We start from the raw sequence: 23,250 nt of genomic DNA on the forward strand, positions 1-23,250 counted from the left end.
TCGATAATGGCACAGCATAAGCTTTACATATTAGTAAAATTTGTTGTAGAATCAATATTACATAAAGTTTGTTAAACACATAAATAAATTAGCAGTAATGAATATTCATGAATATCAAGCGAAACAAGTTTTAAGAAAATATAATGTTCCGACATCTCATGGCGTGGTCGCATTAAAAGAAAAAGAAGTCGATGATATTATTAATAATCTGGAAGCCAGTCTGTATGTAATAAAAGCTCAAATCCACGCTGGTGGACGGGGAAAAGCTGGGGGCGTAAAACTGGTAAGAAATAAAGAGGATGCAAAAAAAATAGCTCATTCTATGTTTGGTACTACTCTAGTTACTCATCAAACTGGCCCAGCTGGACAAGTAGTGCGACGTGTTTATATCGAATCAGGATGTAATATATTAAAAGAATATTATTTTAGCTGTGTATTTGATCGTACCAATGGTTGTGTTACTTTTATGGCTTCTACTGAAGGTGGGGTTGAAATTGAAGAAGTAGCAGAAAAAACCCCGGAAAAAATTATTAGAGTGTCTGTTGATTCTGCCACTGGGATACAACCATTTCATTGTCGTAAAATTGCTTATGGGCTTAAATTTCATGCAGAACAAGCAAAACAAATGATAAAGATTGTGGAGGCAACCTACAACGCTTTTGTCGGTACTGATGCAAATCAGATTGAAATTAACCCTTTGGTGTTAACTCATGAAGGTACCTTATTAGCGCTTGATGCTAAAATCAATTTTGATGATAATGCTTTATTTAAACATCCTGAAATTGAAGCAATGCGGGACGAAGATGAGGAAGATCCACTGGAAACCAGAGCTGGGGCAGTAGGCTTAAGCTATGTTAAGATGGATGGTAACATCGGATGTATGGTAAATGGTGCTGGCCTTGCCATGGCAACTATGGATATCATTAAATTATATGGAGCAAATCCTGCAAATTTTTTGGATGTTGGTGGTGGAGCAGATCGTGAGCGAGTAACCGAAGCATTTAAAATTATTTTATCGGATAAAGCGGTACAAGGAATTCTGATTAATATTTTTGGTGGTATCATGCGTTGTGATGTTATAGCTGAAGGTGTAGTAGCTGCAGCTAAAGATATCGGTCTTTCAGTACCTTTAGTAGTAAGACTTGCTGGCACTAATTTTGAACTAGGAAAGAATATTTTAGCAAATTCAGGATTAAAAATAATTGCGGCAGATGATTTGGCGGATGCTGCAAATAAAATTGTAACTGCAGTTAATGCTTGATTATCATTCACGTTAATTCTGAATTTTTAAACATGGTATAAGTTATATGGCAATATTGATTAATAAAAATACGAAAGTAATCTGTCAAGGTTTTACAGGTGCACAAGGTACATTCCATTCTGAACAAGCTATAAGCTACGGTACTAAAATGGTAGGCGGAGTTACTCCTGGTAAGGGAGGGAAGACTCATCTAGATCTTCCAGTATATGATACCGTAGAAGAAGCTGTTGCAAGAACTGGTGCTACTGCCACAGTAATTTATGTTCCACCTCCATATGCGGCAGATTCTATTCTGGAAGCAATTGACGCTGAAATAGCGCTGATCGTATGTATCACAGAAGGTATCCCAGTACTTGATATGATCAAAGTTAAGAGAGCATTGTCAAGATCAAAATCCAGATTAGTTGGACCTAATTGCCCAGGAGTAATTACTCCTGATGAATGTAAAATTGGTATTATGCCAGGACATATTCACAAAAAAGGACATATAGGAATTGTTTCAAGATCAGGCACTCTAACTTATGAAGCAGTGGCACAAACAACAGCAGTGGGTTTGGGACAGTCAACTTGTGTTGGTATAGGGGGAGATCCAGTAAACGGCACTAATTTTGTTGATTGCATCGAGATGTTTTTGGCAGATGATCAAACCAGCGGCATAATTATGATTGGAGAAATTGGCGGCACTGCTGAAGAAGAAGCTGCTGAATTTATTAAACAGTCTAAAGTTAAAAAGCCTATAGTTAGTTTTATCGCTGGTATCACAGCTCCTCCAGGCAAGAGGATGGGACATGCTGGAGCTATTATTGCCGGTGGTAAAGGTTCTGCTGCAGATAAATTAGAGGCTTTACAAAGCGCAGGAGTGGTAATTTCTCAATCACCAGCAGAAATTGGTAAAACTATAAAGAAATTAATGAGTTGAAGCATTTTTTAATAGACCTCTTTCCAAACTCGCTTCTGAGAGAGGATTTGAAGGAGACACTGCACTTGATCCGCAGCGCACTTTTGGGTGCGTGAGGATTCGAGTACCGGATCGACGTACAAATCATCCGCAGAAGCAAGTTTAGAAAGAGGTCTAATGTTTTGCTAACTGTTCACAGTGGACTGGTTTTTGACAAAAATTGTGTCATTGCGAGATTATTTATGGTCGAAGCAACCCAGAGAGCTACATATTTTACTGGATTGCTTCGACTTTGTCTCGCAATGACGACTGGTCTTCCGGACACACAGTCACTCAGACGGCGAAGTCATCCCGAACTTGTTTCGGGATCTTATGAAATTCTGATGAGATCCCGAAACAAGTTCGGGATGACTTCGCCGTCTTGAAACTATGCATGCGGGATTGTATTTAGTTCAGTAATTCTACCGAGTTGCTGAACTAATAATATAGTAACGACGGGTAAATGGCTCAGGCAAAATGGTTTGTATCGTCTCTTTTTTCTTAACTTGATACCTATGTTATTGAACACTCTCAAGTTTGAAAAAGGTCTAATGCAAATTTTTCTTACTGGTACTGATACTAATGTAGGTAAAACGATAATTGCTAGCTGGCTATGTATGCATAGCAAATATGATTATTGGAAACCTATTCAAACAGGTGGCACAATTAGTAGAGATACTAAGGTCATTCAAAAACTTACATCAGCTACAACCATCAAAGAGGCTTATATTTATCATCGCCCTCTTTCTCCTCATTTGGCAGCTAGTTTAGAACATGAAGTAATTAATATTAATCATATTATAGTTCCAAATAACAGCAATTTAATTATTGAAGGTGCTGGTGGAGTCTTAGTGCCATTAAATCAGGAACTATTAATGATTGACCTTATTAGGTCGCTGAAATTACCAGTAATTTTGGTAACACGATCAGGGTTAGGTACAATTAATCATACCTTATTAACCATAGAAGCATTGCGGCAAAGATCAATCCCCATACTTGGAGTAATTGTTAATGGTCACGAGAATATTGAAAATAATAAAGCCATCGAATATTATGGGCAGATTGAAATTCTCGCTTCTTTTCCACAGCTCAAACACGTCACTAGCAGAAAATTAAAAACCATAGATTTACCAGATAAATTAAATCGTATTTTTGAGAGTGTATGAATTGTGTGATTTACATAAATAACTAAACCACCATCCCATTTACCTGATGCTCCCAAAGCTCCTTAAACTTACCATTTGGAACTGCAATTAGCTCTGCAAAACTTCCATCTTCAACGATCGAACCGCCTGCCATAACAACAATTCTGTCTAAATGTTTTATGGTTGAAAGGCGATGCGCTATGGCAATTACTGTAGCACAGTTTGTTTCAAGCATCATGTTGATGGATTTTTGAATTTCTTGCTCAGTTTGACTGTCAAGTGCAGAAGTTGCTTCATCTAAAATTAAAATTGGTGCATGTTTAAGAATAGCTCTTGCAATTGCTATACGTTGACGTTGCCCTCCGCTTAGTTTAATGCCTCTTTCGCCTACTAGGGTATTGTATTTTTCAGGTAAAGTTTCAATAAATTCATGGATGTTCGCAGCGATGCTTGCGTTTTCTATTGCAGTTTGTGTTGCATGTTCGACGGCATATCCAATATTTTCACCAACAGAGCGATGGAAAAGCATAATATCTTGTGGAATTAGCGATATTTGAGAGCGAAGACTGTCAGAAGAAACATCATAAATGCTTTGATTATCAATAATAATATCACCTTTTGTTGCTTTAAAATTTTTGAGTAACAAAGATATTAATGTTGATTTTCCAGAGCCAGAGTGCCCGACTATTCCAATTTTTTGACCTGCTTTGATATGAAGATTTAGATTTTTAAATACATTGCTGTTGTCGGCATAATTGAAAGATAGGTTTTGGAATATAATATCACCTTTTGAAATTTTTAGTTCAGTTGCATGAGGTTTGTCGATTGTATCTTGAGGAGTTTGCATAATTGCAAAGGCAGAACGAAAAGCAGCAACATCTTCCAAAAAATCTTTAATTTCCATTGTTGTATGCCAAGAGTTTTCTGTAAATAAAAATGTCAGGGACATAACAAAGGCAATGTCGCCAATTGAAATCTCGCCGTTATTTCGCATATAAATAACATAGCAAAATAGCGATATTAAAAATACCCAATAAAATAGACATAATATTATGGATATAATTAAATCATACTTATAATAGCTAATAACTAATGGATTATGTATATCATCATAATAATTTTGTATTTTTTGTAATTCACGCTGTTTGGTAGCAAAAGAAAAGATTGTGAAGATGTTGCCAATACGATCTGCTATCGTTCCAAATAAATGATACCAGGAGTCCTGTTTTGCTTGCTCCATTTTGGCAAGCTTTGTAAAAAATCTTAGTGCTATCGGTGAGTATATAGCTGTAAATACTACAACAAAAAGAAATATTTTTATATTAGTGAAAGCTAAGGCAATGCCAGAAAATAACATAACTAATAGCGGTTTACTAAGTTGAAATTCAAGCGCTTGATGCAACTTAAAGTAATTATCGCCAATTCCCTTTACCTTCCCGACAATAGAGCCAGAAAGATTATTTTGAAAAAAACTATATGATAGGTTAAAGCAATGTTTGCAAATTTTATCCAACATATTTTGTAAAATATACGGCATACATTTTAATTGAGCAAAATTATGTGCTCGCCATGCGCCGTCAAGAATAACTTGCGCACCAACGAATAATGCTATTGGTTGCCAACTTTGTGCAAGTGTAATATGTTGATTCTGAGTAAATAAATCAATTAGTAGCTTTACCGCATAATTATACATAATCGGATACACCCCATTTGCAAAAGGGGCAATAATCATGATCAGATATGGGTATTTATATGGTTTTATTACTGACCAAAGAAAGGAAAGTGGATTACTCATATAGCTTCTCCAGTTGAACTATGTACGCCAATTGTGAGTGTTCACGGTTTTAAAATTGAACGTCAATATACGACTTACAAAGCTGGCGACCAACGTCATTGCGAAGAGCTTTAGCTCTGAAGCAATCTAGTCAAGACGTTAGATTTCTGGATTGCTTCAGAGCTAAAGCTTTTCGCAATGACGACTTTTTTTAAAAACCGTAAACACTCACCACCAATTTTATGGGTCTCGGCTGTGGCAATAAAGTAATCTACGCTCCCGCAGCTGAAGCAAAAAATTAACGTACCATAATTCACCAAGCGAAGCTATAAATACTATGGAAGGCTTACGAATTCATTGAATCAAAGAAATCTGTATTAGTTTTGGTATTTTTTAGTTTCTCCAATAAAAATTCTATAGCATCTACCGTGCCCATAGGATTAATGATCCTACGTAATATCCACATTTTAGCAAGTACTGCCTTATCCACTAATAAATCTTCTTTACGTGTGCCTGACTTAGTAATGTCAATAGCAGGATAAATACGTTTATCCACTATTTTTCTATCTAGTATTATTTCTGAATTACCGGTACCCTTAAACTCTTCAAAAATTACCTCATCCATACGAGAACCAGTATCAATAAGAGCTGTAGCTATTATGGTCAATGATCCGCCATTCTCAATATTACGCGCAGCTCCAAAAAACCTTTTTGGGCGTTGTAGAGCATTAGCATCAACACCACCGGTTAATACCTTACCCGAAGATGGTATTACAGTATTATAGGCACGAGCAAGACGTGTGATCGAATCTAATAATATTACTACATCTTTTTTGTGTTCTACTAATCGTTTAGCCTTCTCAATTACTATTTCAGCAAGCTGAACATGTCGGCTGGCTGGTTCATCAAAAGTAGAACTAACTACTTCTCCGTGGACAGAACGCTGCATGTCTGTAACTTCTTCCGGACGCTCATCAATTAATAATACAATTAAATATACTTCGGGATTATTTGTAGTAATAGCATGAGCAATATTTTGTAATAACATAGTTTTACCGGTTCTTGGCGGCGCTACTATTAAAGCACGCTGACCCTTGCCCATAGGAGCAACTAATTCGACTATTCTAGTACTGAAATCCTTATTCTCATTTTCAACTTCCAAGAGTAATTTTTCTTCTGGGTATAATGGTGTCAGATTATCAAAATGTACCCTGTGATAGGCTTTTGCAGTCTCTTCAAAATTTACTTTGTTCACTTTTAGTAAAGCAAAATATCGTTCCCCTGCTTTAGGAGCTCTAATTTGTCCTTCTACAGTGTCACCGGTACGTAAACCAAAACGCCGAATCTGACTAGGTGATACATAAATATCATCAGGGCCTGCCAGATAGTTTACCTCAGGTGATCTTAAAAAACCAAAACCATCTGGCAGTACTTCCAAAACTCCTTCACCGGAAATTAATCCACCTTGTTCTACTATCTTTTTTAAGATGGCAAATGTTAATTCCTGCTTTAGTAATGCGCTAACATTTTCTATTCCCAAAGATTCAGCTTGGATTTGTAATTCTTCGGGTAATTTTTGTTTTAATTGTTTGAGATTAACAATAACATCAGATTTTTGCTGATTATTAAGTCTGCTATTATCATAATCAGTATTATTATCACTATAGTCTTTATTATCGCTTATTGTATGTATGGTCATGCTTACTGCTAAATTAGTTATTGATTATATGTTTGAGGTAATGCGCACATTTATAGTGTCAACAAAATCTTATGTACTCATTTTATCTTGCGAACTAGCATTAAGTATAGCTAGAGTCAGTTAGATGATGTGATGACCGACGCTATATATTTGAAAATTTGTGGGCATCACATTAGACTTCTCTTACAAACTCTGCGTTCTTGCGGATGATGTGTACTCAGGTCTGATACTAGATCCGAAACAAACCTAAAGTGCGCTGTGGGTTGAGGTTCCGTGTCTCCTTCAAATCCTCTCTTACGCTTGAGTTTGTGAGAGAAATCTATATATAATATCGTATAGAATTATTTATTAAGGTTAAAAATTTGCGCAAGTCTTGCTGTATCCACATAGTAATCTACGCTCGCAGCCTTGTGTTTAAATTTATTCTATCTGAACCTTAGTGAATAGCCTACGCTAGCTACCTACACTGCACAAATTGAAACACTCCTGCTCTTTCGATGCAGTAAAACTATAGTTTATCTCACTTATCCGTTGTACAGAGTATATATTATGAATGATGGAAATTTAGAGCCTGTCTGACACGTGCACCTAAGAGATAATTTTGTCGTCAAAACTTGCCTCCGTTCCGAAACAAACTATATGACTGCTTGCGGTACTCGACTTCGTTTTTGTCTAAAAAATTCCTCTCTTAATATCTACTTTCAAGACAGGCTCTTAGATTATTGTAAGAAAATTATTTAACAACTTTATTTCTACACTTTAATATCAAACCATTTGGTGCTTGTCAAAGTTTATTTAAAAATAAAACAAATATTCTTTATAAACCAATTCAATAAGCCTCTACAGAAAAATGTTCCCAAAGCCTAATTTGTGGAGAGATCTAATTGTGATTATTGATACTATTTTTTTTCTTATGGGCTACTCTAATCAAACCAAATATGCTAATCACTGCCCACAACACTTCAATAATAAATGAAGATAGATTCCAGTTATACATCAATGATACTACGATTAGTAACGATCCAACTAAATTAACTACTAAGTATGATATGGAATCTGCTTGTACTTTTTCCATTTGTAGTAACAAATATACAGTAATTACCATAACTACCCCAATGATACCTATAATATCAGATATAATACTCATAATTTCACAATTAATTTTATAATTTTGGAGAACATTCAATATATAGAGTACGTACAAGACTGTTTTGACGACAAAATCATTATTTAGAAGATCATGCAAGAGATCCATTAAGCACTTGTACACCCAATATATAGTAAAAAATACTATTATACCAGCTTCTTATGACGGTATTTATGGTTTATTAGATCATCAGAGTTGTTTGTTACATAATTATGATAATCTTGATAATTACCTTCGAACCATACACACCCGCCTTGATCAAAAGCAATAATATGCGTGGCTATTCTATCCAAGAACCACCGATCATGACTGATTACACATACACATCCGGCAAAATCTAGTATAGCGTCTTCTAATGCCCGAAGCGTATCAACATCCAGATCATTTGATGGTTCATCTAGTAACAATACATTTGCACCAATCTTCAATAATTTTGCTAGATGAATACGATTCCTTTCACCACCGGACATCTGCCCTACTTTCTTTTGTTGATCACTACCTTTAAAATTAAATGCCGATAAATATGCCCTGCTTTTGATTGATCGATCACCAAGTTGTAGATCTTCTAGGCCATCAGAGATTTCTTCCCATATTGTTTTATTGTTATCCAAGTGATCACGTGATTGATCTACATAGCCAAGCTTTACGGTTGAACCAATTTTGATCTCTCCGGAATCCGCAGTAATTTTTTCCGTTATCAGGTTGAATAAAGTTGATTTTCCAGCTCCATTCGGGCCAATTATGCCGACAATCGCTCCTGGTGGTATTTTAAAGCTAAAATCAGCAAATAAAACCTTGTCGCCAAAACTTTTGCTAAGGTGATTAGCTTCAATTACCAAATCTCCAAGTCGTGGGCCATTTGGAATTATTATTTGTGCTGTACCATTAGTTAAATCACGTTTCCTGGTCAATAATTCTTGATAAGCAGTTATCCGTGCTTTACTCTTGGACTGTCTTGCTTTTGGCGATTGCCTGATCCATTCCAATTCTTTTTTCAATAGTTTACTGCGTGATCCTTCCTCTTTATCTTCAAGTTCCAATTTAGCTTGTTTCTGCTCAAGCCATGCTGAATAATTAGAGTGCCATGGCACACATTGGCCACGATCAATTTCTAAGATCCACTCAGTTACATTGTCCAAAAAATAGCGATCATGTGTTATTATTACCACTGTTCCTTTATACTCTTTTAAATAGTGCTCAAGCCACGAAACTGATTCTGCATCCAGGTGATTAGTTGGCTCATCCAACAATAACATATCAGGACGCTCCAATAATAATTTACATAATGCAACTCGACGCTTCTCACCTCCGGAAATCTTGCTAACATCAGCATCTCTTGCTGGGCAACGAAGAGCAATCATTGCAATATCAATTTCACGTTCTAAACTCCATGCATCAGCGGCTTCGATCGCATCCTGAAGTTCAGCCTGTAAGTTGAGTAGGTTATTCATCTCATCATCTGTCAACACTTCAGAAAATTTATTGCTAACCTCGTTAAATTGGTCAAGCAGAGCCTTTTTGCTGCTTAAGCTATCCATTATATTTTCAAATACATTTTTAGTTGGATCTAAAGATGGCTCTTGCGGCAGATAGCCTATCTTAATTCCCTCTGCTGCCCACGTTTCTCCTTCAAACTCCTTATCAACACCAGCCATAATCCGTAGCAAAGTGGATTTACCAGCGCCATTATGACCGATAATTCCAATTTTAGCTCCAGGCAAGAATGATAGCCAAGTTTCTTTTAAAATTTGTTTACCATTAACGGCTTTACTTAATCCTTTAACTACATACACATATTGATAAGACATAATTAATTCTTCTTCTCTATTTTAGCTGCATCCAACCCTAATACTCCGGCTTTACCGTAATTCTCTGGCATTACGTCGTGTAAAATAATTTGTACTCTTTCAGGAGTTACGTCTACTGACTCGCAGATGGCATTAGTCACTTTTTCTACCAGCATTCTTTTTTTCTCATTACTTCTTCCATGATGTAAATGAATATGTACTATTGGCATATATAATCCTCTTTTTTTATAAATGTATTTTACAATAAACATGTTGATAAAAATCAAAACTATTATTGGATAACTTAAACTGTACTTCAGCTTGTTGAAGTACAGAGAGTGCAGTTATAACATCTACTATAGCTGCACTATTAGTGATTTTTTTAAAATTGGCAAGTTGTTTAAAAAAAATAGGCGGCGATAAAGTTTTACACGCCTGATCTAGAGTCATACCATTTTTAACTAGCACTAATACAGCATATATATTTAGATAATATCTAATTAAAGCTCTTATAATTAATACCATACTTATATTTTGTTGTAATAATTTAGCTAATTCCTCAAATAATTTGGCTAACTCCTTATTGATAAAATAAACACATAAATCATCACCATTTGCAGTAATATTATTGCTTATTACTTTAATTGCATCGTCAATAGTAATTAAACTTCGATCATGAGTAAAATATATTAATTTATCAAGTTCATTATCAATTGATTGATAATCTCCTTGTAAGTGTAGGGTGCAGTATGCAAGCGCATCAGGATCAATAGACCTCTTTACAAACTCTACTGTTGATGAGAATTGGTGCGTCAATTTTGTGCTCGGATCCTCGTGTACATCAAGTACACTCTTGCCTTGCGCGCCTAAATCTCCTACCATTTCTCTATCATTGCTGAGTTTGTGAGAAGGTATAATATTCTTAATTTTTGTCAACTTGTTCAAAATTAATTTTGATACGCTTTGAGCATCCAAGTAATAACAACCAACTGCCGCCAGGTTGTTTTCAGCTTCAAAAAACTTTCTGAGCTCAGTGTGCGCTGGTAATTCATCGACAATCAGAATCGGAAAATGTATAAATTCACTACGTAATATCGTCTTATATTCGGCATTAAATTGGTTTGCTGAAATAAAAATTTTTAGACATTCTTTTTTACCAAAGAAATTTTGGGTATTTAATAGCATATCAAACTGATTGACATGTAAATGTGCATCAGTAATCACCCTAGGTAATAGACTTAGTCTGTGAATTATTATTTGACATATTTTTTTTATATATCCTTTATCGGGACCGTATAATAATAATGCCTTGATCTTCAGGCTATTAATATTTTCCATCAATTGATGAATTTTATCCGGATAAAACTTCATAGTTCCTATTGGTTAAACTCTTTTTAGCTCATCAAAAAATAAGATTAATCTGGTGCGCATCTCTTCAGCAGCCTGTAAAGCCATTGTTTCCAATGTTGATTCACCTTCGACATAAGTTGTGTACGCTGAAGTTGCTGCATTATAAGATACGATATTGTTAAATTGTCCGGAGGTTACGACTTGCTGATTTTGTAGGTCTAATAGTTTATATTGCACAATTTGGGTTGTACTTTGCCTAAAAACGTCAGAATTTCTTTTTATTATACTTGGTGAACTTAAGTAACTCAAACTGACCGTTAAACGATATTTTGTTACTCCACAATATGGTATCAACTCCGATAAGTGGTGATATAATTCTGCTCCGGCTATTGATGGTATTGAGTCAATTTCTACGGCACAAAGATTACTACCATTGTGTAGGTACTTTTCACTATACACAGGCTGTAACTTACATGAGCTTAAACATAGCAGCCAGCATATTCTTTGCAAAAAAAAACTATTGTAATTCATCAAATATTTCATGAAAATGTGCGAATGATAGACGAAGGTCAAAATTGAAGCAGTGCTAGGAGTCGTAGAGTCGAAGCGCGGAGCGTACATAAGGTACGCACTGGAGATCTCTAACGACGACAACGCAATTCTCAATTTTCACCGAGTATATATGTTAAATATCTTTCTTAACATAGTTAATCTTTTTCCTTATTCTTTTACGGCGAGATGGAGTTATAGGAGTAGGTAATTCGCCATCGCCTGTAGTAGTAACGTTAGTATTATTAGGATTATTTAACTCTCCATTATCTAACATTGGTGTAATATTTGTAACTGCTGCTATGTTAGCTTCATCATTAATTTGTTGATCATCCACAGACTTTGCTGATACTACTGTAGATTCTTTCCATTTTTGTTTGTGTCTGCTATTATTAGTATTGGCAGCTTTTTCTTGATAAATGCCAGAAATATCCTGTAAGGCTGGTTTATTTTGGACGTTGGCATTAGTAAATTTCTTTACTGCTTTGATTTTTTCAATTGAGTAACTATCTGAAGTAGCAGTGGGATCTAAATAAAAATTTAATTTTATGCCATATTTTGCTTCAATAAACGCAATTTCCTGGCGTTGATTATTTAATAAATAGATAATGGCACTATTACTGGCATAAACATTTACTGTATCCACATTATCATGGAAGATTTCATTCTCTACTGTTCTCAAGATAAGCATCGCATTTGATTCACCAGCTCTAACGAGCCCTTTACCGTTACAATGCGAACAAATGGAGGCATTTAGCTCTAAAAATGACGGACGCAACCTTTGTCTTGACATTTCGAGTAAGCCAAAGGTACTGATATTTGATGTTTGAATTCGTGCACGATCACGGCTTAAGAATTCTTTTAACGAACGTTCTACTATTCTACGATGGCGTAACTCATACATGTCAATGAAATCTATCACTAGTAAACCTGATAAATCACGTAAACTAATTTGTCGCGCAATTTCTTTTGCCGCTTCCAAATTAGTTTTTAGAGCCGTTTCCTCAATATTTCTTTCTGAGGTAGCTCTGCCTGAGTTAACGTCAATCGATATTAAAGCCTCAGTAGGATTAATTACTATATACCCTCCTGATTGCAGGGCTACTGTAGGTTGGTATAAATTTGATAATTGATCTTCAACTGCAAATTTTGTAAAAATCGGCGTTTTATTCTTATATTCTTTAACCCGATTAATTTCTGTAGGCAATATGTCACGCATAAACTTAATAGCACTTTGGTATGCATTACCGCCTTGTACCATTAATTCTTTAACATTATGGTCAAACATATCACGGATTGTTTTTTGGATAATCCCCTCTTCTTGATGGATAAAACAAGGTGCTATCGATTTTAATGTTACCTCACGAATTTTATTCCATAACTTAACTAAATAATTATAATCTCTTTTTATTTCTAAGGTTATACGACCAATACCAGCTGTACGAATGATAACACTTGAATTTTCATTATTATTCTCAGTTGCAAGTTGCGATATGATATTTTTTAGTCTTTTGCGCTCATCAGGATTAGAAATTTTTCTTGATACCCCATTTTGCGAAGATTTATTTGGCATCAATACGCAATATTTACCTGCAAGTGAAATATAGGTGGTCAAAGAAGCTCCTTTATTACCACGCTCTTCCTTGACTAACTGTACTAATAATATTTGTCCCTTTTTTATCACTTCCTGGATTTTGTATTGTTTATATGAATTCGTCATCTCTTTATCTGACGATATAGTCTCGATATCAATATCAGAAACTTCCAGATCAAAAGTAGTAGATAATTTATCATCCACTAATTTTTCTATGGTACTTATGTCAATTTCATCATTATCAATTAGCGTATTATATACATTTGATACAGCAACTTCTTCTGCATCTTCTGTAGTAATCTTGGGTGGAGTTATTTCTTTTAAATTATTACTTAATGACTTTTGATCAGCGACAGGGATATGATAGTAATCTGGATGAATTTCACTAAATGGTAGAAAGCCACTTTTCTCATTACCATAATCAATAAAGGCTGCTTGCAGTGATGGCTCAATTCTCGTTATTTTTGCAAGATATATATTTCCTTTATTCTGAGGTCTAATAGCATTCTCATATTCGATATCTTCTATATTATTATTATTATTTAGCAAAACTACCCGCGTTTCGTTGGGGAAGGCTGCATCTATAATGATTTTTTTACTCATGAACTTAAACTCTACAAATTTTTAAAAAATATAGCGTCGGTCGGTTAGACGGTAACAGTTGAATTTGTCAGGATTCGGTTGTGCTCACCTAGTAATCTAGGTTCCGCAACCTCACCTTAAAATTCAACTGTTACCGTCTAACCGACTCTAGCTATATCTGTACCATTACCTCTTTACATCATATATAATTGTCGGTTTAAAACAATATAAGTGCCTTATTAAAACACACATGCTACAGCAAAGTTACCAATGATCTGATAAATTTCGTATATTACAGCGTTAATTTGCTGTATCTATACTAGTATCAAATGTTAGTCTCAAGCTGATAGTTGAGTTATATGAACTGCATTTTTTACAGGAGCAGAGGTTTTTTGCTCTCTCGCATCAGAATACGTTCATATAGTTTCAATATTTAGGGGAATAAATATAATGACAAAACCGATTGTAAAACCTATATTATTATATAATATACCTCAATATCTCTGCATCTATTACAAAACTTATATATCATGTAACTTTGTTTAGCAATATTTATGTCTGTCAGTATTTTTTCAAGTAAAATTTTATTTTTAATTTTTGGCGTCTTCTTTTTTACGCTAATTGCTAAAATTGACTTTCATGCTATACCGCATATTGTCATGTTTCATAAATATTCAGAAACAAAGATAGAATATATATATATAGGATTATCTCAAATATTTGGATATATAGTTACTGGCTTTACGCTGATAATATTTAGTTTTGTTGGCAGTAGAAATACATTGTCAATTAGTATAATAATATTTGCAATTAGTGTTCTATTTTTAATGATTTCTATGACTAATGATCTACTATCGGTTGTATTAATGATAATGTCTGGTAGTACATTTTATTATTTTATAATAAACATTATTTACGTCACTGAATATTTCAAGCATCGCTTTAGTTATGGTATTACCCTGTTATTTTTAACTTTTGCAATCGGAATTTTGTGTGGCAAGCAATTAATATTTTTTTTTGATACACATGATTCTTCCTTCTTAATTTTATTAAATGTAATCTCATTGAGCCTGGTATTGATTTCTATTCAGTTTTATAAAAAAAACCATTGTATTATAGAAGAACCAGAGATCATATTTTCATATTTAATCACTAATACAAAGTTACAAATGATGGCAAGTTTTATAGTTTTTTATATACTCGCCTCAATATCCTGGCACTATTCTGCTTATGATATAGAACATGATTCAATTATATTAGATTTATGGATATTGAGAAAATATGCATTACTTACAATGCTTATATTTGCTGTGCCAATTCAATATTTATTATCCAAGTTTAGTAAATATTTATTAAATTTGTTATTCTTAATAATACTAATGATCAGTTTCACCTCATTACTAAGTTCTTACACAGAAGCAATAATACATTTATTACTTTTGGGGATTATCAGTATATGTATGTATGGCTTGCTAATTTCCAATTTGCTGATTCTGTCTGATAAGTTTGAGAATAGCCAGCTGCATACTGCAATAATGCTATATTTTACTACGGGGGCTATGGGATATTATACTGGAACGGCAATTGGTAGTAGAGCTTTTGAGATTATTGGTAGCAGTGGCTTAATAGCATCTATTTGCATTATCCTTACTGCCTATACATTATATTATTTGTTACAATTTATCAGGCTTAAGTTGTATAGTTGGTGATTCTTGCGAGCTATTACGTATTTGCCAGAGTGTGCGGGGATTATCTATATGAAAACCATTGACAGTGATCAGATTATTCAAAATCTACAAAAAATACGTGATAAATACCAAGAAATTGTATTATATCTACTGCAAGGTAAAGGGGCATTCATACCTCCATCATTAGTAAATGAGGATAAGAACCGACTGATGTTCACTAGTGCTTCCGAGCAATTTTGGAAAAATCCTGAAAAATTTATACAGATTAACATAGATTATTATGAAAAATTTCATGAGCTGGTTTCTCACTCAATAACCAGATTTGGTGGTAAACAAACTGACCCCATCGTTATTCCATCAGGTAAAGACAAAAGATTTAAGGATGCTGCATGGCAAGAAAATATTTTTTTTGATTTTGTAAAACAATTTTATTTATTATCATCTGAATGGTTACAAAAAAATATTGATCAATATGAATTAGATATAGAAACTAAACGATATCTTGAATTTACCACGCGTCAATTTATCGATGCTTTTTCTCCATCCAACTCTATATTTTATAACCCTGAAGTTTTAAGAGAGTCTTTAGAGACCGGTTGGCAAAATATTGTTCAGGGATTAGATAATTTATTGTCAGATATCAAAAAATCTGGTGATATACTAGATATTCCTACTACAGATAAATCAGCTTTTCAATTTGGCAAAAATATTGCTGCGACAAAAGGAAAAATTGTCTATCAAAACGAATTAATGCAACTTATATGTTACGCACCGAAAGTTCAAACATATAAGATCCCGCTATTAATTATCCCACCCTGGATCAATAAATATTATATACTTGATCTATCGACGCATAATTCAATGGTCTCTTTTTTGGTAGAAAACAATTTTCAGGTATTTATGGTTTCCTGGAAAAATCCAGATCAAAAATTATCGCATAAGAATTTTGAAGATTATTTACAAGAAGGAGTGTTAGCGGCATGTCAATATATCACCTCACTTGGTTTTAAGAAAATTAATGCTACTGGTTACTGTATCGGTGGAACTCTACTGGCTACTGCAATTGCTTATATGAAAGCTAATGCCTTAGATTATATTAATAGTGTTAGTTTTTTTACAACTTTGTTAGACTTTGCAAATCCAGGTGAAGTGGACATTTTCATCAATGAAACTTCAATTGCAGCAATAGAAGCAGAAATGAAATTGAAAGGTTATTTTGATGGAAGATATCTCTCCAATAGCTTTAGTTTGCTAAGAGCCAATGATTTGGTATGGTCGTTTTTTGTTAATAATTATTTATTGGGTAAGACCCCCATGCCTTTCGATTTATTATATTGGAATGCCGATCACACTAATTTACCGGCAACAATGCATAGTTACTATTTACGTAATATGTATCTTAATAATTTACTAAAAATACCGAATGCCATTCAAATGCTGGGTAGTGCTATTGACCTTGGCAGAATAGATTGTAATAGTTTTTTTCTGGCTGCTAATGATGATCATATAGCTCCTTGGCGTGCAGTATATGAGAGCAGTAAATTATTAAATGGCAATAAGAAATTTGTTCTTACCTCTTCTGGTCATGTAGCTGGTGTGATCAACCCGCCAGCTACTTCTAAATATAACTATCGTATTCAAGAAGATTTGCCTGTTGCTAGCGAAGAATGGCTAAAGAACTCAATCGAATTCAAGGGTTCCTGGTGGATTCCATGGAAAAATTGGTTGATTGATAATAGTGGAGAATTAACTTCATCTATACCTTATCAAGACATTGATTTTATTGAGCTTGCTCCTGGTATGTATGTTCAACAAAATTGCTTGTAACAGCTGAATATTAATAAAATTTTCTTGCGCTAACTTCTCATTTGAATATATTATGCGATTGAAATCGAGAGAATGTTGCATGAAAAAAATAATTTTACCTAGTGGTTATACTCCTTCAAGCGATGAAGAATATATGAATCCTTTACAGCTTGAATATTTTAAACAAAAGCTGTTGGCATGGAAAGGAGAGCTATTGGAGGAGTCGCGTGAAACTTTACATCATTTAAGGGAAGAAAATTGGAATGAACCGGATTTAAATGACCGAGCTTCAATTGAAACAGATACTACTATAGAGCTTAGAACTAGAGATAGGTATCGAAAATTAATAGATAAGATTGAAGAAGCGCTAAAAAGAATAGAAACTGGTGAATATGGATATTGTGAAGAAACTGGTGAAGAAATTGGTTTGAAGCGTTTACAGGCAAGACCGATAGCCACTCTATGTATTGAAGCGCAGGAAAGGCATGAAAATTATGAGAAGCAGCATACTGAAGATGAATACTAAAAGTGATATACTACTCGGTGAAAATTGAGAATTGCGTCGTCGTATCCAAAGGTCTGCAGTGCTCACGTACTAATGTACGCTGCGCTCCTCGACTTTGGTACTTCTAGCACTTATTCAATTTTGACCTTCGTCTATCTCACTCCTCAACTCATATAGTGCTTTCTACAAAACATTATCATCCGTCTAACTGACCGACGCTATCAGCTTATTACTTGTTTTTCTAACCCTAACCTCTGCAATAAGAGATTATCTTGTGCTGGGATAGGGTTTTGTGCCGTTAGTAATTTTTCACCATAAAAAATAGAATTTGCTCCAGCCAGGAAACATAATGACTGTAATTCTTCCGACATTTGTTCGCGTCCCGCAGAAAGCCTGATATAAGCTTGAGGTATCATTATACGTGCTAAGGCAATGGTGCGGACAAAATCAAAATGATCAATATCATCAGCATGTTCAAGTGGTGTTCCCGGTATTTTAATCAACTGATTAATTGGCACTGATTCTGGTGGTTCTTCCAAATTTGCAAGAGTAACCAGCATATTTATCCGATCCTCATTAGTTTCGCCCATGCCTAATATCCCACCGCAACACACCTTGATTCCAGAGTTGCGTACATGTTCTAAAGTTTGTAACCTATCATCAAAAGTACGCGTTGTTATGATTTTATCGTAATGTTCTCTGGAAGTGTCGATATTATGATTATAAAAATCCAGCCCTGCATCTTTTAACATCTCAGCTTGATGCTGCTGTAATAAACCAAGAGTTACACAAGTTTCAAGATTTAATTTTTTAACTTCTTTAATCATCTCACAAACATTTTGTAAATCTTGATCACGAGGCCCACGCCAAGCGGCTCCCATACAAAATCTGGTACTGCCAGCAATCTTTGCACGCTTTGCTGCTGCCACTACCTCGGTAATATCCATTAAAGGTTCTTTTTTTAACCCAGTTTGGTAATGAGCTGATTGTGGACAATATGAGCAATTTTCTGGACAGCTACCCGTTTTTATACTGAGCAGAGTACTGATCTGGATGATCTTAGGATTAAAATTTTCTCGATGTATAGTTTGCGCTTGATACATTAACTCTGGGAAAGGTAAGGAGAAAAATTTTATGGCTGATGCATAAGACCATTGTTCTTGAGCTATATTTGCCATATATATATGATTCTCTTAATATGTAAATTGTTATGCATTATGATAATAAATATACGACTTATTGTTTAAAATTGCAAAATACTGCAAAATATCGGCAATTACCAGAGTTCTCTGATGCAACTCAAAAAGATTTGATAGATTTCTCCAGTAATGATTATTTAAATTTAAGTCGAAATAAGGAATTATTGCAAGCAGCAATGCTTGCAGCAGAACATTATGGTGTTGGCAGCACGGGATCACGTCTTTTATCTGGCAATAGCGAGTTATTTGAAGAATTCGAAAATCAAATCGCCACAGATAAAGCAACTCAAGCTGCTCTGATTTGGAATTCTGGATTTCAGGCTAATATTAGTGCTTTATCAAGCTTATTGGATGAAGCGGTTTTAGGTCATAAGGCTCTAGTGTTCTGTGATCGATTTAATCATTCAAGCCTTTATCAAGCAATATTTCTAAGCAAAGCTGAATTGGTACGTTATCAACATAATGATATGAACCATTTAGCTGAACTATTACGCAAATACACTAATGATCCACGAGCCAAGTTTATTATTAGTGAAACCCTGTATGGTATGGATGGCGATCAGGTGTCTTTATTGGAGATCATCAACCTTGCATCACAGTATCAAGCTTTTTTATATCTTGATGAAGCACACGCTACCGGAATTCTTGGTGCTGATGGTTATGGTATGTCAACAGATTTTAATCTAGATAATATACCACATTTGGTGATGGGAACCTTTAGTAAAGCTATTGGAGTATGTGGAGCTTATACCGCTTCTAATATGCAAATAAAAAATTATCTGATCAATAAGTCGGCTGGGTTTATATATTCTACGGCTTTATCACCAATGATACTTGCAGCTGCTTATTATGGTTGGGGTTTGCTCAAAAAATTAAAACAGGAACGACAAAATTTGTTGCAGAGTGCTGATGCCTTGCGCGAACAAATAAAACAACTAGGATTTGATACTGGTGTTTCAACAACTCATATTATTCCGATATTAATTGGTAATGAAAAAGATGTATTAAATGCACAGCAGATATTATTAAACTATGGAATCATTGTTGCAGCAATTCGGCCACCTACAGTACCACCAAATAAGTCAAGATTACGGATTGCTCTAACTTTAAAACATCAATCTGTTGATTTTGAAAAATTGTTACTAGCTCTAAAATATTTATGAACGATAAAATTACTATTAATAAATTATCTATCCAAAAGAATTTTAACGATAATGCTAAAACTTATGATAGCGTTGCATCAATTCAGAAAAAATGTGCCAAGTTGTTAGTCGATTTATTGATAAAAAATTTTCCAGATTTTATACCATTAACAATAGCAGATCTTGGCGCAGGCACTGGCTATGTTACTGAATATTTATTGAAATTCTACCCTGATAGTAGATATTTTCTTAATGATTTTGCTCTGGCAATGCTTGATATAACACGTGATAAATTTAAGAATTATAGCAATATTCACTATAATAGTAATGATATAGAAACTTTAAATTTGGATTACCAGGATCTGATAATATCAAATTTTGCTTTACAGTGGACAACTAATCTAGAATTGATTATCCAAAATCTTAGGCTTCGCTCGCGCATTTTAGTATTTTCCACACTACTTAGTGGCACTTTCAAAGAATGGAGTGATCTGTATCAAGATTTTGGCTTACCAAGACCAATTTCAGATTATCCAACGCAAAAAGAACTAGAAGATTATTGTCTATCATTAAAACCAGAAAACTATTTATTTAGATGTGAAGATTTCTCTATGACTTTTGATTCACCATTAGCATTTGCTTCTTATCTAAAAATGCTAGGTGCAAATACCAATATTACCGGTAGTGAGAATCATTATTTGAGGGAAATAATTAAAAATCATCATCTCCCGATCAAAACTAATTATAAAATATTTTTTGCAATCTTAGAGGGTAGATGAAAACATTTGATGAGAGAGATCTTGTGAGTAATCGCATTTAATTATATACTAGTCACAAAATTCTGTTATATCATTGAGAATAAAATGCCTAAAGTAATTTTTATTATTGAACATGGTGCTGAAAGAGTAGTTGAAGCTCCAATCGGTTTATCCATTTTAGAGATTGCTCATCAACATGAAATAGATCTTGAGGGGGCGTGCGAGGGATCTTTAGCTTGTGCCACTTGTCATGTAATTGTTGACGAAGAATTTTATGATAAATTAGCAGCGCCATCAGAAGCCGAAGAAGATATGCTTGATTTGGCTTTTGGTCTTACCCATACTTCTCGGCTTGGTTGCCAGATTATTGTAACAGAAGATTTGGATGGGATTAGGGTACGTCTGCCATCAGCCACTAGAAACATTAACGTATAGATTCGGTAATCCTTTTTTACTTATAATAGTATGAACATCAATTTATATAATAGAACTGAGTGTGATACGTAAATTATTATTATTTATTATTCTAACCTTTGTAACTTTTTGGTTTGCTGGTGCCTATTTAATAAAGTATAGAGTAACTTCTATAATTAAGCAGCTGGACACAGATAATATTAAAATTACCTATGATAAATTAGCAATATCTGGATTTCCTAAAATGTGGAAGATAGAAATTATCGCACCACAGATCAGATTAATAGATCATACTAGTGTCCACGATCTGCACATTCCCAAATTACTATGCTTGTTAGATTTTAGTTTCAAAAAAATGAAATTATTATTGGAACCAGTTTTTCACTACCAACAACTTGTTAAAGACCAAATCAAAGAGTATAAAATTCATGCTGCTGATACTAATATAATTATTTCACTAAAGCTTGATCAGCCTTTATATCAATTATCAGATCAAGCGCAGTTGGCAACTATTATAAAATCCTTTGAGCTAAATAACACTTCACTCACAGTAAGCAATAATCACCAAGATATATTTGATATTAACGATCTGGGAATATTTGTTGCGGCTAGCCTGTTGGCTGATAGCGAAGATATTTTGTTAAGAATGAAAGCAGTATATAAGAGCAAAAATGAAACTTTAAACTTGAATTCTGCTGTTATTGATTTTGATGCCCTCTTTAAATTTGTTAAAAATACTGATAATACTACTTTATATAATAAGGGATTTACTATTAACAACCTACATATTGGACTTGAAAAAGCTAAAGTAAATTTGCATGGCACAATGAATTTGAGCAAAGGTACATTACCGCAGGGAAGGTTTTTTGTTAATTTGAACAATTATAATGAAGTTGTAGATAAACTGGTGCCCGACAATTTTATTATCTCCAGACCAATATTTAAAAAGCTAATTACTAGGGCGGTCAGTATCGATTCAAATTTGAATAATTCTAGTAATATTGTTATACCTAATGATGCACAGTTTGATATTGTGTTTTCTGAAAAAGGAATAAATATAGGGTCAATTAACTTACTAGATCTGAAGGTAGACAATTGAGAGTGTTCAATGAACCATACACGTCAAGTTAAGGAAAAAGAGACGATATAACTCGTCATTGTGAGACGAAGTCGAAGCAATTCAGAAAGTGAAACGAACTATTCTAACTGGATTGCTTCGACTTCGTCTCGCAATGACGGAGTGTGGTGGTCAAGCAAGTGTTAGAAGTAGATCATCTATTTAGTTTTTTAGATGCCAATGTTGATTTTACTTCCATTTAAGTATTCATTCTGGAATAATTAAACTATTACAAATTATTATAATTAAATTCGTGAACAATATATGTCAGATATTATAGATAATGACAAAAAGATAACGCGCAGGGATTTTATGACCCTAACGGCAAGTAGTATGGCGGCAGTAGGTGCTGCTTGCGTTGCCTGGCCACTTGTTGATTCTTTAAACCCTGCTGCTGATGTCCTATCTTTATCTTCGATTGAAGTTGACTTATCAAATATCCAACCAGGTCAAACTGTTACGGTGAAATGGCGTGGCAGACCAGTGTTTATTAGATATCGTACCAAAGAAGAAATTGAAGAAGCCAGGGAAGTCAAATTATCAGAATTACGTGATCCAGAGAATGATCAGGATCGAGTTAAATTAGGCAAAGACCAATGGCTGGTAACCATCGGTGTGTGTACTCATCTTGGATGTATACCTTTAGCTGATCAAGGTGAGTATAAAGGCTGGTTTTGTCCGTGTCATGGTTCACATTATGATCTTTCTGGACGAATTCGTAAAGGTCCGGCGCCATTGAATCTTGCTGTTCCTGCCTATGAATTTATTTCTGATACTAAAATTAAAATTGGCTAAT

20 protein-coding genes are annotated in these 23,250 nt (G+C 34.4%); 11 read left to right on the forward strand and 9 right to left on the reverse strand.

The window, feature by feature from the left end; all coding sequences use genetic code 11:
* The first annotated feature begins 97 nt into the window (after positions 1-97).
* The 3 genes from sucC to bioD all read left to right on the forward strand — a co-directional run bounded on the left by sucC (position 98) and on the right by bioD (position 3,364).
* Complete coding sequence (gene sucC / locus R2I74_RS06095) at positions 98-1,261, forward strand: ADP-forming succinate--CoA ligase subunit beta (protein WP_316354574.1); 1,164 nt, start codon at positions 98-100, stop codon at positions 1,259-1,261.
* Positions 1,262-1,307: 46 nt separating this feature from the next.
* On the forward strand, positions 1,308-2,180 hold the full coding sequence (sucD, locus tag R2I74_RS06100; RefSeq protein ID WP_316354575.1) for a succinate--CoA ligase subunit alpha: 873 nt from the start codon (positions 1,308-1,310) through the stop codon (positions 2,178-2,180).
* 569 nt (positions 2,181-2,749) lie between these two features.
* Entirely contained in the window at positions 2,750-3,364 is a 615-nt protein-coding gene (gene bioD / locus R2I74_RS06105) for a dethiobiotin synthase (protein WP_316354577.1), read from the forward strand.
* 22 nt (positions 3,365-3,386) lie between these two features.
* On the opposite strand, the gene R2I74_RS06110 is transcribed toward bioD, so the two are convergent.
* The 8 genes from R2I74_RS06110 to R2I74_RS06145 all read right to left on the reverse strand — a co-directional run bounded on the left by R2I74_RS06110 (position 3,387) and on the right by R2I74_RS06145 (position 13,846).
* Positions 3,387-5,138 carry an ABC transporter ATP-binding protein gene (locus R2I74_RS06110; RefSeq protein ID WP_316354578.1) on the reverse strand — a complete coding sequence of 584 codons (1,752 nt, stop codon included), beginning with the start codon at positions 5,136-5,138 and terminating at the stop codon, positions 3,387-3,389.
* A gap of 325 nt (positions 5,139-5,463) precedes the next feature.
* Positions 5,464-6,816 (reverse strand): transcription termination factor Rho, encoded by a 1,353-nt coding sequence (gene rho, locus R2I74_RS06115; RefSeq protein ID WP_316354580.1) that lies wholly within the window; start codon positions 6,814-6,816, stop codon positions 5,464-5,466.
* Positions 6,817-7,696: 880 nt separating this feature from the next.
* Positions 7,697-7,963 carry a CBU_0592 family membrane protein gene (locus R2I74_RS06120; RefSeq protein WP_316354581.1) on the reverse strand — a complete coding sequence of 89 codons (267 nt, stop codon included), beginning with the start codon at positions 7,961-7,963 and terminating at the stop codon, positions 7,697-7,699.
* Positions 7,964-8,109: 146 nt separating this feature from the next.
* Positions 8,110-9,771 (reverse strand): energy-dependent translational throttle protein EttA, encoded by a 1,662-nt coding sequence (gene ettA / locus R2I74_RS06125; RefSeq protein ID WP_316354583.1) that lies wholly within the window; start codon positions 9,769-9,771, stop codon positions 8,110-8,112.
* A 2-nt stretch (positions 9,772-9,773) separates the two neighbouring features.
* Entirely contained in the window at positions 9,774-9,980 is a 207-nt protein-coding gene (locus R2I74_RS06130; protein WP_316354584.1) for a 2-hydroxymuconate tautomerase family protein, read from the reverse strand.
* A 16-nt stretch (positions 9,981-9,996) separates the two neighbouring features.
* Positions 9,997-11,121, reverse strand: coding sequence for a DNA polymerase III subunit delta (holA, locus tag R2I74_RS06135; RefSeq protein WP_316354585.1), 1,125 nt, complete (start codon positions 11,119-11,121; stop codon positions 9,997-9,999).
* Between the two features lie 12 nt (positions 11,122-11,133).
* A complete protein-coding gene (locus tag R2I74_RS06140) occupies positions 11,134-11,559 on the reverse strand; it encodes a hypothetical protein (RefSeq protein ID WP_316354587.1) in 426 nt (141 codons plus the stop codon).
* Between the two features lie 226 nt (positions 11,560-11,785).
* On the reverse strand, positions 11,786-13,846 hold the full coding sequence (locus R2I74_RS06145) for an Rne/Rng family ribonuclease (RefSeq protein WP_316354589.1): 2,061 nt from the start codon (positions 13,844-13,846) through the stop codon (positions 11,786-11,788).
* Between the two features lie 533 nt (positions 13,847-14,379).
* Between R2I74_RS06145 and R2I74_RS06150 the strand changes: the two genes are divergently transcribed.
* The 3 genes from R2I74_RS06150 (at position 14,380) to dksA (ending at position 17,845) form a co-directional block, all read left to right on the forward strand.
* Complete coding sequence (locus R2I74_RS06150) at positions 14,380-15,534, forward strand: hypothetical protein (protein ID WP_316354591.1); 1,155 nt, start codon at positions 14,380-14,382, stop codon at positions 15,532-15,534.
* 48 nt (positions 15,535-15,582) lie between these two features.
* Positions 15,583-17,340 (forward strand): class I poly(R)-hydroxyalkanoic acid synthase, encoded by a 1,758-nt coding sequence (gene phaC, locus R2I74_RS06155; RefSeq protein WP_316354593.1) that lies wholly within the window; start codon positions 15,583-15,585, stop codon positions 17,338-17,340.
* Positions 17,341-17,419: 79 nt separating this feature from the next.
* Positions 17,420-17,845 (forward strand): RNA polymerase-binding protein DksA, encoded by a 426-nt coding sequence (gene dksA, locus R2I74_RS06160; RefSeq protein WP_316354595.1) that lies wholly within the window; start codon positions 17,420-17,422, stop codon positions 17,843-17,845.
* Positions 17,846-18,045: 200 nt separating this feature from the next.
* On the opposite strand, the gene bioB is transcribed toward dksA, so the two are convergent.
* Positions 18,046-19,002, reverse strand: a complete 957-nt coding sequence (gene bioB / locus R2I74_RS06165) for a biotin synthase BioB (RefSeq protein WP_316354597.1) — start codon at positions 19,000-19,002, stop codon at positions 18,046-18,048.
* A 32-nt stretch (positions 19,003-19,034) separates the two neighbouring features.
* Between bioB and R2I74_RS06170 the strand changes: the two genes are divergently transcribed.
* The 5 genes from R2I74_RS06170 to petA all read left to right on the forward strand — a co-directional run bounded on the left by R2I74_RS06170 (position 19,035) and on the right by petA (position 23,249).
* A complete protein-coding gene (locus R2I74_RS06170; protein ID WP_316354599.1) occupies positions 19,035-20,186 on the forward strand; it encodes an aminotransferase class I/II-fold pyridoxal phosphate-dependent enzyme in 1,152 nt (383 codons plus the stop codon).
* Entirely contained in the window at positions 20,183-20,944 is a 762-nt protein-coding gene (locus R2I74_RS06175; RefSeq protein ID WP_316354600.1) for a methyltransferase domain-containing protein, read from the forward strand. The genes R2I74_RS06170 and R2I74_RS06175 overlap by 4 nt, the downstream gene beginning before the upstream one ends.
* 84 nt (positions 20,945-21,028) lie before the next feature.
* Entirely contained in the window at positions 21,029-21,358 is a 330-nt protein-coding gene (locus tag R2I74_RS06180) for a ferredoxin family 2Fe-2S iron-sulfur cluster binding protein (RefSeq protein WP_316354601.1), read from the forward strand.
* A gap of 61 nt (positions 21,359-21,419) precedes the next feature.
* Entirely contained in the window at positions 21,420-22,436 is a 1,017-nt protein-coding gene (locus R2I74_RS06185) for a hypothetical protein (RefSeq protein ID WP_316354603.1), read from the forward strand.
* Between the two features lie 282 nt (positions 22,437-22,718).
* Entirely contained in the window at positions 22,719-23,249 is a 531-nt protein-coding gene (gene petA / locus R2I74_RS06190; RefSeq protein WP_316354605.1) for a ubiquinol-cytochrome c reductase iron-sulfur subunit, read from the forward strand.
* Position 23,250 lies beyond the last annotated feature (1 nt).

Source organism: Candidatus Trichorickettsia mobilis (assembly GCF_963422225.1).
Classification (GTDB): Bacteria; Pseudomonadota; Alphaproteobacteria; order Rickettsiales; family Rickettsiaceae; genus Trichorickettsia; species Trichorickettsia mobilis_B.

Coding starts and splice junctions, on each gene's coding strand:
- R2I74_RS06170 (WP_316354599.1), top strand. CDS start 19,035: ATGCATTATGATAATAAATATACGACTTATTGTTTAAAATTGCAAAAT.
- R2I74_RS06145 (WP_316354589.1), bottom strand. CDS start 13,846: ATGAGTAAAAAAATCATTATAGATGCAGCCTTCCCCAACGAAACGCGG.
- R2I74_RS06150 (WP_316354591.1), top strand. CDS start 14,380: ATGTCTGTCAGTATTTTTTCAAGTAAAATTTTATTTTTAATTTTTGGC.
- R2I74_RS06130 (WP_316354584.1), bottom strand. CDS start 9,980: ATGCCAATAGTACATATTCATTTACATCATGGAAGAAGTAATGAGAAA.
- phaC (WP_316354593.1), top strand. CDS start 15,583: ATGAAAACCATTGACAGTGATCAGATTATTCAAAATCTACAAAAAATA.
- dksA (WP_316354595.1), top strand. CDS start 17,420: ATGAAAAAAATAATTTTACCTAGTGGTTATACTCCTTCAAGCGATGAA.
- petA (WP_316354605.1), top strand. CDS start 22,719: ATGTCAGATATTATAGATAATGACAAAAAGATAACGCGCAGGGATTTT.
- holA (WP_316354585.1), bottom strand. CDS start 11,121: ATGAAGTTTTATCCGGATAAAATTCATCAATTGATGGAAAATATTAAT.
- rho (WP_316354580.1), bottom strand. CDS start 6,816: ATGACCATACATACAATAAGCGATAATAAAGACTATAGTGATAATAAT.
- R2I74_RS06120 (WP_316354581.1), bottom strand. CDS start 7,963: ATGAGTATTATATCTGATATTATAGGTATCATTGGGGTAGTTATGGTA.
- R2I74_RS06180 (WP_316354601.1), top strand. CDS start 21,029: ATGCCTAAAGTAATTTTTATTATTGAACATGGTGCTGAAAGAGTAGTT.
- bioB (WP_316354597.1), bottom strand. CDS start 19,002: ATGGCAAATATAGCTCAAGAACAATGGTCTTATGCATCAGCCATAAAA.
- sucC (WP_316354574.1), top strand. CDS start 98: ATGAATATTCATGAATATCAAGCGAAACAAGTTTTAAGAAAATATAAT.
- ettA (WP_316354583.1), bottom strand. CDS start 9,771: ATGTCTTATCAATATGTGTATGTAGTTAAAGGATTAAGTAAAGCCGTT.
- bioD (WP_316354577.1), top strand. CDS start 2,750: ATGCAAATTTTTCTTACTGGTACTGATACTAATGTAGGTAAAACGATA.
- R2I74_RS06175 (WP_316354600.1), top strand. CDS start 20,183: ATGAACGATAAAATTACTATTAATAAATTATCTATCCAAAAGAATTTT.
- sucD (WP_316354575.1), top strand. CDS start 1,308: ATGGCAATATTGATTAATAAAAATACGAAAGTAATCTGTCAAGGTTTT.
- R2I74_RS06110 (WP_316354578.1), bottom strand. CDS start 5,138: ATGAGTAATCCACTTTCCTTTCTTTGGTCAGTAATAAAACCATATAAA.